General features: G+C 63.6%; 18 protein-coding genes and 3 tRNA genes. 6 read left to right on the plus strand and 15 right to left on the minus strand.

The annotated features are described in order from the left end of the window. Positions 1-117 precede the first annotated feature (117 nt). The gene (locus tag QMG52_RS01985; protein WP_283558862.1) at positions 118-858 is read left to right on the plus strand and encodes an HAD-IIA family hydrolase; all 741 of its coding nucleotides are present in this window, start codon (positions 118-120) and stop codon (positions 856-858) included. 119 nt (positions 859-977) lie between these two features. Here QMG52_RS01985 and pyrE read toward each other — a convergent pair whose 3' ends face one another. Next, the gene (pyrE, locus tag QMG52_RS01990; RefSeq protein WP_283558756.1) at positions 978-1,550 is read right to left on the minus strand and encodes an orotate phosphoribosyltransferase; all 573 of its coding nucleotides are present in this window, start codon (positions 1,548-1,550) and stop codon (positions 978-980) included. 36 nt (positions 1,551-1,586) lie between these two features. Here pyrE and nadE point away from each other — a divergent pair, with 36 nt between their 5' ends. From nadE to QMG52_RS02005, 3 genes are read left to right on the plus strand one after another with little or no spacing between them, the layout of a single operon-like run. Then, positions 1,587-2,408, plus strand: a complete 822-nt coding sequence (nadE, locus tag QMG52_RS01995; protein WP_283558757.1) for an NAD(+) synthase — start codon at positions 1,587-1,589, stop codon at positions 2,406-2,408. Positions 2,409-2,448: 40 nt separating this feature from the next. After that, positions 2,449-3,252, plus strand: coding sequence for an exodeoxyribonuclease III (locus QMG52_RS02000; RefSeq protein WP_283558863.1), 804 nt, complete (start codon positions 2,449-2,451; stop codon positions 3,250-3,252). Between the two features lie 3 nt (positions 3,253-3,255). Then, positions 3,256-4,098: a DUF8083 family protein gene (locus QMG52_RS02005; RefSeq protein ID WP_283558758.1), complete on the plus strand. Its 843-nt coding sequence runs from the start codon at positions 3,256-3,258 to the stop codon at positions 4,096-4,098. A gap of 95 nt (positions 4,099-4,193) precedes the next feature. Here QMG52_RS02005 and QMG52_RS02010 read toward each other — a convergent pair whose 3' ends face one another. The 5 genes from QMG52_RS02010 to QMG52_RS02030 all read right to left on the minus strand — a co-directional run bounded on the left by QMG52_RS02010 (position 4,194) and on the right by QMG52_RS02030 (position 8,856). Further along, positions 4,194-5,207 carry a LacI family DNA-binding transcriptional regulator gene (locus QMG52_RS02010; RefSeq protein WP_283558759.1) on the minus strand — a complete coding sequence of 338 codons (1,014 nt, stop codon included), beginning with the start codon at positions 5,205-5,207 and terminating at the stop codon, positions 4,194-4,196. Positions 5,208-5,313: 106 nt separating this feature from the next. Then, the gene (locus tag QMG52_RS02015; RefSeq protein ID WP_283558760.1) at positions 5,314-5,496 is read right to left on the minus strand and encodes a hypothetical protein; all 183 of its coding nucleotides are present in this window, start codon (positions 5,494-5,496) and stop codon (positions 5,314-5,316) included. Positions 5,497-5,552: 56 nt separating this feature from the next. Then, positions 5,553-6,443 carry a carbohydrate ABC transporter permease gene (locus tag QMG52_RS02020; RefSeq protein ID WP_283558761.1) on the minus strand — a complete coding sequence of 297 codons (891 nt, stop codon included), beginning with the start codon at positions 6,441-6,443 and terminating at the stop codon, positions 5,553-5,555. Further along, positions 6,440-7,477: a carbohydrate ABC transporter permease gene (locus QMG52_RS02025; protein WP_283558762.1), complete on the minus strand. Its 1,038-nt coding sequence runs from the start codon at positions 7,475-7,477 to the stop codon at positions 6,440-6,442. The genes QMG52_RS02020 and QMG52_RS02025 overlap by 4 nt, the downstream gene beginning before the upstream one ends. A gap of 98 nt (positions 7,478-7,575) precedes the next feature. Then, the gene (locus tag QMG52_RS02030; protein WP_283558763.1) at positions 7,576-8,856 is read right to left on the minus strand and encodes an ABC transporter substrate-binding protein; all 1,281 of its coding nucleotides are present in this window, start codon (positions 8,854-8,856) and stop codon (positions 7,576-7,578) included. 159 nt (positions 8,857-9,015) lie between these two features. On the opposite strand from QMG52_RS02030, the gene QMG52_RS02035 reads away from it, so the two are divergent. Next, complete coding sequence (locus tag QMG52_RS02035) at positions 9,016-10,833, plus strand: glycoside hydrolase family 13 protein (RefSeq protein ID WP_283558764.1); 1,818 nt, start codon at positions 9,016-9,018, stop codon at positions 10,831-10,833. A 100-nt stretch (positions 10,834-10,933) separates the two neighbouring features. On the opposite strand, the gene QMG52_RS02040 is transcribed toward QMG52_RS02035, so the two are convergent. From QMG52_RS02040 to QMG52_RS02080, 9 genes are all read right to left on the minus strand, one after another. Next, complete coding sequence (locus tag QMG52_RS02040; protein WP_283558765.1) at positions 10,934-11,188, minus strand: hypothetical protein; 255 nt, start codon at positions 11,186-11,188, stop codon at positions 10,934-10,936. A gap of 69 nt (positions 11,189-11,257) precedes the next feature. Further along, entirely contained in the window at positions 11,258-11,878 is a 621-nt protein-coding gene (locus QMG52_RS02045; RefSeq protein ID WP_283558766.1) for a hypothetical protein, read from the minus strand. Continuing rightward, the gene (locus QMG52_RS02050) at positions 11,875-12,450 is read right to left on the minus strand and encodes a DUF6286 domain-containing protein (RefSeq protein WP_283558767.1); all 576 of its coding nucleotides are present in this window, start codon (positions 12,448-12,450) and stop codon (positions 11,875-11,877) included. Before QMG52_RS02050 ends, QMG52_RS02045 begins: the two co-directional genes overlap by 4 nt. Then, positions 12,447-12,818: a hypothetical protein gene (locus QMG52_RS02055; RefSeq protein ID WP_283558864.1), complete on the minus strand. Its 372-nt coding sequence runs from the start codon at positions 12,816-12,818 to the stop codon at positions 12,447-12,449. Before QMG52_RS02055 ends, QMG52_RS02050 begins: the two co-directional genes overlap by 4 nt. A 5-nt stretch (positions 12,819-12,823) precedes the next feature. Further along, a complete protein-coding gene (locus QMG52_RS02060) occupies positions 12,824-13,015 on the minus strand; it encodes a hypothetical protein (RefSeq protein WP_283558768.1) in 192 nt (63 codons plus the stop codon). Next, positions 13,012-13,563 (minus strand): Asp23/Gls24 family envelope stress response protein, encoded by a 552-nt coding sequence (locus QMG52_RS02065; protein ID WP_283558769.1) that lies wholly within the window; start codon positions 13,561-13,563, stop codon positions 13,012-13,014. Before QMG52_RS02065 ends, QMG52_RS02060 begins: the two co-directional genes overlap by 4 nt. Before the next feature lie 239 nt (positions 13,564-13,802). Beyond that, positions 13,803-13,875 (minus strand) — tRNA-Phe (locus tag QMG52_RS02070). A gap of 59 nt (positions 13,876-13,934) precedes the next feature. After that, positions 13,935-14,008: transfer RNA gene (locus QMG52_RS02075), tRNA-Asp, on the minus strand. Positions 14,009-14,084: 76 nt separating this feature from the next. After that, positions 14,085-14,157, minus strand: a tRNA-Glu gene (locus QMG52_RS02080). Between the two features lie 120 nt (positions 14,158-14,277). Between QMG52_RS02080 and QMG52_RS02085 the strand changes: the two genes are divergently transcribed. Beyond that, entirely contained in the window at positions 14,278-14,685 is a 408-nt protein-coding gene (locus tag QMG52_RS02085; protein WP_283558770.1) for a metallopeptidase family protein, read from the plus strand. Positions 14,686-14,951: the final 266 nt, after the last annotated feature.

Below are 14,951 nucleotides of genomic sequence, written 5' to 3' on the forward strand. Positions count from 1 at the left end.
TTTGGAATCAGACCATACTGGGATCAGCGAAAACAGCGATCAATCAACACGGGAGGCGCTGAAGTGGGAAACCTCGAACCGCGCAGGACACAGGATATCGAGTGCTGGCTGACGGATATGGACGGCGTTCTGGTCCATGAAAACCAGGCCGTGCCCGGCGCCGTCGAACTGCTGCAGCGCTGGGTGGATACGTCAAAACGATTTTTGGTCCTGACCAACAACTCCATTTACACCCCGCGGGATCTTTCCGCCCGGCTCAGGGCTTCCGGGCTTGAGATACCCGAGGAAAACCTCTGGACCTCGGCGCTGGCCACCGCCCAGTTCCTCAAGGCGCAGATGCCGCATGGGAAGGCCTTCGTCATCGGCGAGGCCGGGCTGACCACCGCCTTGCACGAGGCGGGATTCATTCTCACGGACCAGAACCCGGATTACGTGGTGCTCGGCGAAACGCGCACCTACTCCTTCGAAGCGATCACCAAGGCCATCCGGCTGATCGGGGACGGCGCCAGGTTCATTGCGACCAATCCGGACGCCACCGGCCCCTCCAAGGAAGGCCCGCTTCCCGCCACTGGTGCCATCGCGGCACTGATCAGCAAAGCCACCAACAGGGAACCATACATTGTCGGCAAGCCGAATCCGATGATGTTCCGCTCGGCTATGAACCGCATTGAAGCCCACTCGGAGGCGACTGCGATGATCGGTGACCGGATGGACACGGACATCATCGCGGGTATGGAGGCGGGGCTGCATACCGTCCTGGTGCTGACGGGGATCACCGGGCCGGACGATGTGAACGCCTACCCGTTCCGGCCGGACGAGATCCTGAATTCGGTGGCGGATCTGATTCCACATATTTAGCGGCTTCCGCGACGGGTTCTGCGCAAAATGACGGCGCTTCCCTCGAATGACGGCGGTGACCCTTGTCATTTTGGGGGAATGGCGTCACTAGTGACCTGCGGAAATCGGGCGCGGCCTAGTCAGAGACCCAGATCGGTCTTACTGAAGGCAAAGAGGTACGGGACACCGGCCTCGGATTCGATGCGTTCCTTGGCGCCCGTGTCACGGTCGACGATGACGGCCACCGCCGCCACCTCCGCCCCGGCGCGCCGCAGCGCGTCCACCGCGGTCAGTGCGGAGCCTCCCGTCGTCGAGGTGTCCTCCAGCGCCACCACCCGGCGTCCACTGACCTCGGGGCCTTCGACTTGGCGGCCCATGCCGTAGGACTTCTGCGCCTTCCGGACCACGAAAGCATCTATCGGCCGGCCCACCTCCGCGGCCGCGTGCATCACGGCGGTCGCCACCGGGTCAGCCCCCATCGTCAGTCCGCCGACGGAGGCTATCCCACTGATCCCCGCATCGTCCAGCAGAGTCAGTATGACCTGCCCCACCAACCGGGACGCTTCATGGTGCAGGGTGATACGGCGCAGGTCAATGTAGTAATCCGCCTCGGCGCCGCTGGAGAGAATCACCCTACCGTGGACCACGGCCAGTTCCTTGACAAGTTCAAGCAGGCGGGAGCGGGCAGCGGCGGGATCCAGGGGAGCGGTCATGGATTCCATCTTATAAGGCGCAGTAGGCTTGCATCCATGCGCGAACTTCAGGCGAGAATTATTGACGAAATGGGCGTCAGCCCGGGAATTGACCCCGCCGCCGAGACCCGCCGGCGGGTGGACTTCCTCAAGGAATATCTGCGCGCAACGCACACCAACGGCTTTGTGCTGGGCATCAGCGGCGGGTTGGACTCCACGCTGGCCGGGCGTTTGGCCCAATTGGCAGCGGAGGAGCTGGAGGCCGCGGGGACCGAGGCCCGTTTCATTCCGGTCCGCCTTCCCTATGGCGTGCAGGCGGATGAGGCCGATGCCCAGGCCGCATTGGCTTTTATCCGGCCCAAGGCGACCTGGACCTACAACGTGGCGGCAGCGGTCCATGGGTTTCAGGACGAGTACATCAACACCACCGGGGAAACTATCGGCGACTTCAACAAGGGCAACATTAAGGCCCGGGCCAGAATGGTGGCGCAGTATGCGCTGGCAGGCGCGCACAACCTGCTGGTGATCGGTACAGACCATGCGGCCGAGTCCGTTACCGGTTTTTTCACGAAGTTCGGCGACGGCGGTGCGGATGTGCTGCCCTTGTCCGGCTTGAACAAGCGGCAGAATCGGTTGCTGTTGCGCGAGTTGGGTGCTCCCGTACGGCTGTACCGGAAGGTGCCGACGGCGGATCTGCTCGATGGGGTTCCGGGGCGCACCGATGAGGACGAGCTGGGGCTCAGCTACGACCTGATCGACGATTACCTAGAGGGCAAAGACGTCGACCCAGCCGCTGCGGAGGCGATCGAGAAACGCTATCTGGCCACCAGACACAAGCGGACCGTCCCGGTTTCCCTGCTGGACACGTGGTGGAAGTGATGAGTTGGGTAGGTTGGATGTTGTGAACTCTGCCAAGCCTATGAAAATTGCCACCTGGAACGTCAACTCGCTGCGCGCCCGTGCGGACCGCGTGGAGGATTGGCTGCGCCGTACGGATGTAGACGTCCTGGCAATTCAGGAAACCAAATGCAAGGACGAGAATTTTCCCTGGGACATGTTCGAAAACAGTGGCTACGAGATCGCGCACTTCGGGTTCAGCCAGTGGAACGGCGTGGCCATCGCCTCACGGGTAGGGCTTGACGACGTTGAGCGGACGTTCGCGGCGCAGCCGGCCTTCGGCAAGGAGGACAAAGACCCGATCCAGGAGGCCCGCGCCATCGCGGCGACCTGCAACGGGGTCCGGGTCTGGAGCGTGTATGTACCCAACGGCCGCAGCCTTACGGATCCGCATATGCCCTACAAACTGTCGTGGCTCAATGCCCTCAAGGACCATGCCGTCTCCTCTCTGACCGCGGACCCTGCGGCCCGGATCGCCCTGATGGGGGACTGGAACATCGCCCCGCACGATGATGATGTGTGGGACATCGACTATTTTCAGCGCGAAGGCCTTACCCATGTCAGTCCTTTGGAACGCGCCGCTTTCCATGCCTTCGAAATGGCTGGCTTTGCCGACGTCGTGCGTCCTTTTAATCCCGGCCCCGGGGTCTACACCTACTGGGACTACACCCAGCTGCGCTTCCCCAAGAAGCAGGGTATGCGGATTGACTTTGTGCTCGCCTCCCCCGCGTTGGCCGCCCGCGTCACCGGCGCGGCGATTGACAGGGAGGAACGCAAGGGCAAGGGTGCCTCGGACCATGCCCCGGTCATTGTCGAGCTGGGATAACCCATGCGCAGCGGGCTTTACCTAGGCGGGACGTCCCTCCCCTTCGTGTCCAGCCTGCGGATATTTTCCCCGATGAAGTCGTTCACCACCTTGGAGCAGCGCTACATCGAGGAACATCTGCTGCCGGACCAGAGCCGGTCGTCCGTGGATGTACAGGAACTCGCGGATTCTCTGGGCCGCGTCACTCGGGGGAACGGTGATCCGCTGCCCACCGCAGCCGCGGACAGGATCCGCACCCTGCAGCTGGTGGAGGACGGACCGCTGCTCTACTCCCCCGGCCAGATGGTGATCCGCTCCTCCGAGGCGGTCTCCGAGTTTCACCGCGGGCACACAGCTCAGCTGGCCAACCTGCTGGTACCGGAGCGGTTTTTGGAACCGCACCAGCGCCGGACCGAAGAATCCCCGGGGCACCAAGGCCCGCATTTCACCAGGATTTCCACCTGGGGCATTCCGTTCAGCTGGTTCGTTCTGGTGACCGAGGCCGACCGCACCGAGGTCGTTGAATCCGGCGGACACATTCTGACCGTGAGGATCCAGGTCCCCCTGAGCATCGGGATCAAGCGCGCCGAGGCCTGCATCGCCATGCTGGAGGAAACCGCGGCGGAGCTGGATCTGTACGATGAGCTGGACTCGGTTAATCATTGGCTCAACGATTTCCATGCGGAATCGGTGCTGGAGCTGGACTACGGCCCTGTGGCGGACCGGGTCTATCCGGATGATTCACCGATGGACGTCCGGCTTGGGCTGGAATGCCTGGCCGAGGGTGACCTGACCGGCGCGGCCGCGGCCTACCGCAGACTGGCGACGCGTTGGATTCCGATCCGTCAGCGCGCCCGCGCCTCCTGACGACGGCTGATCCGGCACCGACCCCAGGTACCCGGCACGGCCCGGGCCGGCTTGGGCGGCTCCGCACGGCCCGGGCCACGCCGTCCCGGGAGCGCTCAGCGCCGTGGTGCCGCCGTCGTACTCCTAACGATCAGCCGGTGCGGGACCACGCGGTCGCGGATAGCCCCTGGCATTCCCGCCAGCTCGGCCATGAGCATCTGCGCCGCCATTGCTCCGTGTTCCGTCGGGTCCTGCCGGATGGTGGTCAGCCCGGCGGCCTCAGAAAATTCGTGGTCATCGATGCCGACGATGGACAAGTCCTCGGGGACCCGCAGCCCGCGCCGGTGAGCCTCAAACATCAGCCCCAGCGCCATTTCATCCGAGGCGCAGAAGACGGCCGTGGGCATCGGTGAGGGGCCGTCAAAAAGCCTGGCCGCCGCACGCACACCATTGAGAACCGTGTAGTCCCCCTCCACATCCCACTCCGGCCGCGGCTGCACGCCGGACTTGCGGAGCGCGGCTTCGAATCCATCTGTCCTCAGCCTGGGGACGGTGAAGTTCATTTCGTCCTCGGACCCTCCGTGCAGGTGGCCGATGTCCCGATGACCCAGATCGAGGAGATGCTGCGTCGCTGCTTCCGCTGCCATCCCGTCGTCGATCCGCACGCTGCTGCAGCCTGCGACGGGGCCGCCGACGGCCACGAGCGGAATCTCGGTGCGGTGCAGGTGTGCCAGCTCGTCCGCGGAGAGCGACAGGCACAGCACCACCAGTGCATCAATCTGTTTGCGGACCAGGTTGTGGTTGAACAGCCCTTCCCGGTTCCTGGCATAGCCACCGAGACTGAACAGCAGGAGATTGTATGAATGTTCCCTGAGTTCCCGTTCCACGCCCTCGATGGAGCGTCCGAAATACCAGCGGTCTGCAAACGGGGCCAGCACACCGATGGTTCGGGTCCGCCCCGTGGCAAGGGTGCTGGCCGACGGGGAGGCAACATAGCCCAGGTCTTCGGCGACGGCCAAAATCCTGGCCCGGGTGGCGGGGCTGACTCTGGGCAGGCCCCGGATGGCGCGGGAGACCGTGGCCGTCGATACCTGCGCGGCCGCGGCAACGTCATCAATGCTTGCAGGCATGCTGTCCTCCCATCGCAGCTCGCAGTTCGCAGCCCCGAATTCCGGTTCAATATCGTTGGTTCAGGCGGACCGGGGGTCGGGTCACCGGCAACCCCGGTCCGCCACCCTAGATATGGCGTCTTGCGCGCCGATCAGGCAGCCGGCGCCGGAGCCGGAGCAACCCCCAAAACGCCAGTACAACCGCCAGCAGACCCGTGGCCCAGCCTAGGGCCGGCTGGCCCGTGAATTCCATCCACACCGTGATAGCCAGCAGCACAAGTCCCCAGAATCCGAGGAAACCGAGGATCATGTCAAAGTCCTCGGCCGAGCGCTCCCTTTTGGCCTCCGGCGAGGGACGGAACGCCACTATTTCACCGCCCCCGCCGTCAAACCGGCCACGATCTTACGCTGGAAGATCAGCACCATAATGACCAGTGGGATAACCACGATGGTTCCCGCCGCCATGATCGCCGTGTAGGGCTCCTGGTGCGGCTGGCTGCCGGCAAACGAGGCAATGGCAACGGTGACCGTCTGGGTCTGGTCGTTGGACATCTGACTGGCGATCAGGAATTCGTTCCACGATGAAATGAATGCCAGGATTGCCGTGGTGAAGACGGCCGGTGCTGCCAGCGGCATGATGACCTTGCGGAAGGCCTGACCCTGCGTGCAGCCGTCGATCCGGGCCGATTCCTCCAGCTCCCAAGGCATCTCCCGGAAGAAGGACGTCAATGTGTAGACCGTCAGGGGCAGGACGAAGGAGATGTTCGGAATGATCAACGCCTGGTAGCTGCCGATCCAGCCGATGTTGGTGAACAGCTGGAACAACGGAGTCACGATCGCGACACCGGGGAACATCGACGCCCCGAGGATGAAGCCGAGTACCAGAAACTTGAACCGGAAGTTCAGCCGAGCCAAGGCGTAGGCAGCGAAGACCCCGAAGAGCAGGCCAATCACGGTCACGACGAGACCGATGAACAGGCTGTTGAGGAGTGCCTGGCCGAAATGATTTCCAAGGCTCGTGGAGAACGCCGTGACGAAGTTGTCCCAGGTGAAATGGGTGATCCATGGCGTCGTATCGAACGTGTAGCCGACATCCCGAAAGGCTGTCACCACCATCCAATAGAAGGGCAGCAGGCACCAGATGAAGATCAGCACGGCGCTGATGTAGGTCCGGCTGCTTGCCCAGCGAGCGCGGTTACGGGCGGCGGTTTTGGGTGCCGTCGTGAGGACCGCGGGTTTCATGGTTGCGCTGCTCATTTCGTCTTCCCCTTTTCGGACGGCGTGGAGGAGGCGACGGCGTTGGCACCGAGGAACCGCACGAAGATGAATGCCACTATGAAGATGATGATGAAGGTGATCGTGGAGAGGGCGGCCGCGCTATTGAAGCCTTGCCTGATCTGGTTCACCACGAGAACGGAGAGCGTGGTAGTGCCATTGGCCCCACCGGTCATGATGGCCGGAAGGTCGTACATGCGCAGGGCATCCAGTGCACGGAACAACACGGCGACCATCAGGGCGGGCTTGACCAGCGGCAGAGTGATTTGAGTGAAACGCTGCCAGGCACTGGCGCCGTCGACCTTGGCTGCCTCATAGACCTCCGCCGGGATGATCTGCAGGCCGGCCAGGATCAGCAGGGCCATGAACGGCGTCGTCTTCCAGACATCGGCAATGATGATGGCGAACCGTGCCGGGCCGTTGCTTCCGGTCCACAGGATGGACGTTCCGAAAATTTTGTTGGCAATACCTTCGAAGGCGAAGATAAAGACCCAGAGTTTGGCCGTGACCGCGGTGGGTATGGCCCATGGAACCAGGACGGCGGCACGCAGCGCACTGCGGCCCCGGAAGACGCGGGCCATGATGACCGCCATCCAGAAGCCCAGGACCGTTTCCAGCACCACGGTGACCACCGCGAAGAAGAAGGTGGTTCCGGTGGCGCTCCAGAACTGGGATCCAAGGGTCCCGGGCGCACACCCCACCGTGCCGCCGCCGGAGGTGTTGCACTGCTGCGCCAGCCAGTGAACGTAATTTGCCACGCCAGCAAAGCCGCCGGCCACGTAAAAGCCGGTGGCCGGATCCAGTCCGGAGTCGTGCTGAAATGACATGATGATGGCATTGATTACCGGATAAACGATCACGACGGCCAGCACCACCATGGCAGGCACAATGAGGGTTGCGGCCCAGCGGCCCTGGGTGGTCGCCTTTCGGTCTGCGCTCTCCCCCCTCGGCAGTGGACGTCGCTGTTTGGGGCTCGCTGCCGTTTCAACCGGAAGCTCCGTTGCATCGGTAGACATGTCCCCTCCTTTCAGCCCGGGCGCAATGCCACGGCTCGTTAATTAGGGTCCGGTCGGTACGGCACCGTTTCTGGTGCCGTACCAGCCGGCATTGTCCGCTATTGGGCAGCGGACGAAATGGCGCCGCCCATATCCGTCAGGGCCTGGTCCACAGACTTGTCCCCCTTGATAGCGGCATAGGCGTTGTCCTGGATAGCCTTAGTGACAGCCGGGTAGAACGGGGTCACTGGACGCGGAACCGCATTCTCGATCGACGTCTTCAAAACCGGCAGATACGGCAGCTTGGCAATCAGTGCCGGGTCGTCATACAGCGAGGTCAGCACCGGCGCAAGCGTTGCCTGGGTGGCGAAAAAGGTCTGCTGCTCCGCCGACGTGACGTACTTGACGAAGTCCAGGGCGGTAGCCTTGTGCTTGGAGTACACGCTGACGGCCATGTTGTGTCCACCCAGCGAAGACGCGCCAGGGCCGTCTTTGCCTGGAAGCGGCGCGATGGCGAAGGTGTCCTTGACGGCGGATGCGCCATCTGTCTTGAGCAGGCTGTAGATGTACGGCCAGTTTCGCAGGAACAGCAGCTGTCCGGATTCGAAGGCAGTCCTGCTGTCTTCTTCCTTGAACGTGATGGCTTCTTTGGGGATGTTCCCGTCTTTGTAGGCGGTCACCAGGTTCTGCAGGCCTGCCTTTGCCTCCGGGGTGCCCAGGCTGGGCTTACCGTCCTTGCCGAGAATGGTGCCGCCGGCGGAATTGATCGCCTCGGCCGCATTGACGGTCAACCCTTCATACTTGGCAAACTGCCCGGCGTAGCAGCCGATGTTGTTCGCCTTGGCGACGGAACACATGCTCATCATCTCGTCCCAGGTCTTGGGCGGATTGGGAACAAGGTCCTTGCGGTAGTACAGCATGCCGCCATCGCTGGCCTGAGGGGCCGCATACAATGTGTCCTGGTAGGTGGCGCTCTTGACCGTGGCCGGCAACATCTTCGAGGTGTCGATGGCCATCTGGTCCTTCAGGGGCTGCAGCCAGCCCTTGGCGGCGAACTCCGCCGTCCAGATGACATCGACGCTGGCCACGTCATAGTTAACGTTCTTGGCCTGGAAATTCTGAACCAGATCATCGTGCTGTTGATCAGCACTCGTGGTCTGCTCCTTGAACGTGACCTGCTCGTTTGCATGTGCCGCATTCCACTTATCAATCAGGGGGCGCCAGACATTGTTGTTGTCTTTGCCCTGGACATAGGTGATCGGGCCCCGGTCCGTCAGGTTGTTCGCCGCATCACCGCCTCCGGGTGCCGTTGATGTACCTCCGCCACCGCCGCAGGCCGCCAGCGCCAACGCCAGCACGCTCAATGCCGCCAGGGGTGCAAGTCTTTTTGAATTTCTCATCCTGCGCTCTCCTCTTCAACAAAATACGAGTTGATATGCACGACACCGGAGCAAAGCCCGGAGCGTGTGATTGAGTGATGCAAGTCACTCTAGTAAGCTGTCTGAGGATTGTGCAAGCGCTTACATCAAATCGTGACTTTTGCCTTGGGAGGGCCAAAAATGAATTCAGCGGCGCGAGGACCCGTCGAATCCGCCGGGGACACCTCGCTGCCATGGTGGACAAGCGCGGTCATATACCAAATTTATCCGCGGTCCTTCGCGGACGGCAACGGCGACGGCATGGGGGATCTCCCCGGGATCAGCTCCCGGTTGCCGTACCTCTCGGCCCTGGGCATCGACGCGATTTGGCTCTCCCCGTTCTACCTTTCCCCGCAGGCCGATGCCGGATATGACGTCGCGGACTACCGCACTGTGGATCCGCGCTTTGGCCACCTCACGGATTTTGACGCCATGTTGGCCCAGGCGCACGGGCTCGGCATCAGGGTGATCGTGGATCTGGTGCCGAACCACACCTCCGATGAGCATGTGTGGTTCCAGCAGGCGTTAACCTCACCGGAGGGCTCCGCCGCGCGCGACCGGTACCTGTTCCGTCCTGGCAAGGGCGCTAACGGCAAAATGCCGCCCAACAACTGGCAGTCGATCTTCGGCGGCAACGCCTGGACCCAGGTGGCGGAAAACGGTGCCCCTGGCCAGTGGTATTTGCACCTGTTTGATACGAAACAGCCGGACCTGAACTGGGACAACCCCGAGGTACGTGAGGAAATGCGGTCCGTGCTGCGCTTTTGGCTCGACCGCGGCGTCGACGGATTCCGCGTCGACGTGGCGCACGGGCTGGTCAAGGAGAAGGGGCTGCCGGACTGGTCTGGGCAGGCCGCCATGGTGGAAGGCAGCGAGGCGTCGCCCCAAGCCCCGCACACCGCCAGCCCGGAGGCACTGAACACGGTCATCGAGCCCCCGGCCGGCGTGCCGGCCCATCGGCCCAAACCGGCGATGGATCCGTCGTCGCCATTTCTTGATCAGGACGGTGTGCACGAAATTTACCGGGACTGGAACCTGGTATTAAAGGAGTACGACGGCGACCGCATGATGGTTGCCGAAGCCTGGGTTGAGCCGCCCGCGCGGCTGGCCAGGTATGTCCGTGCGGACGAGATGCAGCAGGCCTTCAATTTCGACTTCCTGCTGGCTGGCTGGGATGCCCGGCGGATGGCCAAGGCCATCGACGAGTCGCTCGACGCCGCCGCCGGCGTCGGCGCACCGGCCACGTGGGTGCTCTCCAACCACGACACCGTCCGCCATCCGTCCCGGTTCGGGCTCGGCGATCCCACCACCTTCCCCAAGGGGATCGGCGCCGACGACGAACAGCCGGACGAGGAAATCGGCCTACAGCGGGGCCGCGCGGCGACCCTGATCATGCTGGGCCTCCCGGGGTCGGCGTATCTTTATCAGGGTGAAGAACTGGGGCTGCCCGAGCACACAACGCTCGAAGCCCAGCACCGCCAAGACCCGACGTTTTTCCGTACCGGCGGGGTGGAACGGGGGCGTGACGGCTGCCGGGCCCCGCTTCCCTGGCAGTCGGCAGCCCCGGGGTTCGGTTTCGGAACCAGCGCAGGTGTGGACGGCGGCCACCCCGTCCCGGCGCAGCAACCCTGGCTTCCGCAACCGGCTTCCTTCGCGGACTACGCGGTGGACCGGGAGGAGAGTGATCCGGATTCCACCCTCACGTTCTACCGGACCGCCTTGGCCCTGCGCGCCCGATTGAACACCGGTCATGGCCTGCTGATCTGGAGCCCGCTGAACAAGCCGGGCGACGGTATCCTTGCCTACCGTAACGGGGCGCTGCTGGTGCTGGCCAACTTCGGCGGCGCGCCGATCGCGCTGCCCGACGGTTACGCCGTCGAACTTGCCAGCACTCCGACAGCCGCCGACCGCGGATCACTTGCCGCCAACAGCTCAGCATGGCTGGTGCAACAGACCTGAGCAGCACGCAAGGACGCAGCCCCCGGGGCGGGCCACGTTCCTTTGCTGCGGTATCGCCTTGGCCTGCCAGCGCAGTGGTTCGGGACCCGGTGCGGTGTTGCTACTTCTTGCCCTTCAGGAACCCCGCGATTCTGGACCGGAGATCCTTGAGATTTCCGGCGGCCTCGCCAGCAAAAATCTTTGCGTTTCCGGCCACGTCGCCAGAGAAGAACTCCCTGGTCTTCTCCGTGACATCCCCGGCCAAATCCTTGATGTTTCCGGCGGCCTCGCCGAAAAATTCCTTGGCGTGCGCGGCCGCATCAGCGGCGTCGTCCTTGGCCGGTTCCACCGGACTTTCTTCCTTGTTGTCGCTCATCTGGCGCTCCCTGCTATTGACCTTCTTGTTCCGTGCCCGGCGGCGCCGGACGCGGTCTTGTCCATCAGACTAACCGACGCGCTCGGCCTTGGTGAATCTGGTCCGGGCGCCCGATCCGATGCTGAGCAGCACCGGCGTCCGTAGGCCCGTCACCACATCCAGTGCCTGCACCAGCGCCGAGACTTCGGCGGCCAACTTGTGCGGGGAAACGCCCTGCCGCGGGAGGACGCGAACCCGCAGCGCGGGCTGTCCCCGCAGCGCATATGTGGCCACGGTCGCTGCGAGCAGATCGGTCCGTTCGGACAGTGCGGACTTGAGCGCCTGTTCGGCGACGGCGCCGCTGATCACCACTCGGCCGGCAGCGCCGTCGTCGTCCTCGTCGCCGTATTCGTCAGCCAGAATATCGGTTCGACCCTTGCCTTGATTAGCGACCCAGGCCACCATGGCGATGATCAGCAGGACCAAGGCCAGTGATACCACTATCCAGATCCAACTGTTGCTGCGCCCCGGAAGGATGGTTCGGGCGGCCAGCCCAGCGAATTCAGCCGTGGCCGGTTTGGCCCTGTCCTGCCACCAGCGGCCGACGGCGGGCACGGTGGCCAGTGCGATCAGCAGCGCCCCCGAGCCCAAGAAAAGCAGTCCGAGGAGCGCCAGCAGCACCCGGTTGAGCACCCGTGGAGTCCCGTTCATACTCCGATCACCCCCGTCGCCGCCAGGTTGATCCGTACTTCCGGCTGCGGTTCGAGGGCCATGGATTCCACTTCCTGCTGCACCGCGGTCAGCACCGACGTCTCATCTATCGGGATACCGGAGGTGGGCCGGACATTGACCAGCACGGTCCGCCGGGAAATGACCACCAGCACCTGTTCCTGCGTCACGCCCGCGGCCAGGCGGGCGCTCCGTGCCAGCGCCGATGCGATGACCTCATCGTCCGCGACCACGGCTATCCGGTCATCGGCGATCACGTGCCTGGCCCGCTTCCCGGGCAATACGGCATTGAGGAAAAAAATCAGACCAATCAATGCGGCCACGGCCCCCAGTACCCCCAGCAGTGGCGTCGGCATCCCCGCTGGAAGGTCGGCGAGGCGCTGCACAGCTGTCAGCGGATCCGCCAGCCAGGGTGGCTGGTCGAGGGCGCGGAGGGCAGATTCCAACAGGCAGTACACGGCAATAATGGTCACGGTCACGGCGGCCACCCCGGACAGGATCGCGCGGGAAGAGTGCATTTCACGCCGCACCGCGCGCGCTATCGATTTACTCATCGGACGCGTCCTCCCGCCGTCGCACGGACCCCGGTAATCCTGATGTTCACACGGCTCAGTGCGGAGCCGGTCAGCCCGGACACCCGGTCAAGGATTGCGCGCTTCGCCCGCGCCGTCCGGTCCCAGACGGCGCCGCCTTGGGCCTCGACGCGACCGGGGTCGCGCAGGACGGCGGTCAGCGGCGGAATGCTGATGGGAAGGGCGAGGGACAGCGCCAACAACCCGCCGTCGTCGGCCCAGCTGACGCGGACATCCGGAGGCAGCACGCCGAAGGCCTCCGCGGCGGCCCCCTTGGCCACGCTGGTCAACGCCTGCGTGCTGATCCGGTTGTGGCCTGCCAGTGGCCGGGCTTCCTCCTGCCGGACCATCCCCGTCACGACGAGGAACGCCGTCCCGTGATGGCATCCAGGACGCCGCGCAGATCCAGCTTGCCTTCCGTTGCACGGCCCAGAATTGCCCCGGCCGCCATAAAGATCACGGCGGTCAAAAACGCCCAGAAACCGAAGGCAAATGCCATGAACGCCAAAAAGGCGCCGATTCCGATGCCTAAAACGGTCGGGTTCACGGTTGCCCCTCGATTCCGGTGCGGGCCGTGTCCTCGCCCGGACTCCGATGACCGAGGGCCGGAACGAACGGGTGGCTGGCGTGCACGCCCGCACGCTCGCTGCGCCGCGGGGCTGCCCTGTCCGATTCGGCGCCGGAAATGTGGACATCGTTGATTTCCACGTTGACCTCAATCACGGTGAGCCCGACTAAACCCTCCACCGCGGCGTAGACCGCGGCCCGGACACCGTCTGCCACCAGTTGGAGAGGCATCCCGTATTCAGCGATCAGATTGACGTCCACGGCAACCTGGGTTTCCCCCACCTCCGCGCGCACACCCTGGGTAAGATCCGAGACTCCGACGACGTCCCGGATGGCCCCCAGCGAGCGCGCAGCCCCGGAGCCAAGGGCATGGACGCCGTGCACGGATCGTGCCGCTATGGCAGCCACCTTGGCGACAGCTGTTTCCGAAATAGTGGTGCGGCCGGTTCCCTGTGGCCGACTGACCGGGGGCGCCCCCGCCGCGGATCCGGGAAAGTCGTTTTGCCCGTCCACATTCTGCGCGTCCATCACGGCCGCCCTTTCTCTTGCTCCTACCGTAACCCTATGCACGGACACGGAAGCAGGCAACGCCGGAATCCCTGCCGCGCCGCGGGCCGCAGGGAATCGGCAGGGAATCCGCATGCCTGGCTCCGCCGTCGTCGGCGCTAAACCGGAGGCTTAAGCAAAAAACCCGCAGCTCCCGGCCAACGGGAACTACGGGTCATTCAGCGCCCTATTTCAAGGCGCTGCTCGAGCTTATCGATACGTGGCTCCGACCGGCGTCGATCCGGTGACCTTTCGATTTTCAGTCGAACGCTCTACCAACTGAGCTACAGAGCCTTGGTGAAGTAATACTGCATACGTCACCTGGTTTCTTGAACCTGCTCAAAAAACCAAAGCGACCCTGACGGGACTCGAACCCGCGACCTCCGCCGTGACAGGGCGGCGCGCTAACCAACTGCGCTACAGGGCCTTGCAATTCCACGCTTTCACGTGAAACAAGAGTTACATCGTATCAGTCTTTTCGGACCGATCCTGCCGCTCTCTAGTACCCCCAACGGGATTCGAACCCGTGCCGCCGCCGTGAAAGGGCGGTGTCCTAGGCCGCTAGACGATGGGGGCATAGGACACGTTCAAAGCTCCCGCAGTCGCCTGCAATTGCCCCGAAGTGGACTTAGAAAACTATAGGGCCTAGCCGGGTAATACACAAAACGACGGCAGTACCGGGGGTACTGTGGTGCCATGTCGGGCAACCCCTTAGCGTCCATGCCGTCATTCGGCCGTCTTGAACTCTCGCTGACCGAATTTGAGGATGCCGCCGCGGACGCCGTGGCACGGATCCCTGCCGAGCTGGCACGGGCCATAACGAACGTTGCCATCTTCGTCGAGGAACGCTACACCCCGGGCCCGGATGAGGATCCGTACATGGTGCTGCTGGGTCTTTACGAGGGAACGCCACTGACCGAACGGGATGCCTGGTGGGACGCGGGGTCGCTGCCGGACCGGATCGCCATTTACCGCCAGCCGATTCTGGACATCTGCCATTCACGGGAAGAAGTCATCGACGAGATCACTGTGACCGTGATTCATGAAATAGCCCATCATTTCGGCATCGACGACGCCCGGCTGCATGAACTCGGCTGGGCCTGATCGGGCGATGTGCGGGACATTGACGCCGGGTCTGACCCGGCGCCAGGTTTGCGTTCCCTAAGCCCCCGGATCTGCGGGTGGTCAGACGTCGGGCCCGCGCGCCCCGGCCCGGGACCGGCGGCCCGGAGCGGCGACACGCCTACGCAAATGTGGGCAAAAAACACTTCTGTTGTTATGTTGGTTATGTGCTCTGTGTTGCCAAAGTGATGCAGATCAACGTAATCTCGGGATTGCTGTGTGAATGCAGCCCGGTTACCTCCTGTGGT

The sequence above is a fragment of the Paenarthrobacter sp. PH39-S1 genome (assembly GCF_030063245.1).
Classification (GTDB): Bacteria; Actinomycetota; Actinomycetes; order Actinomycetales; family Micrococcaceae; genus Arthrobacter_M.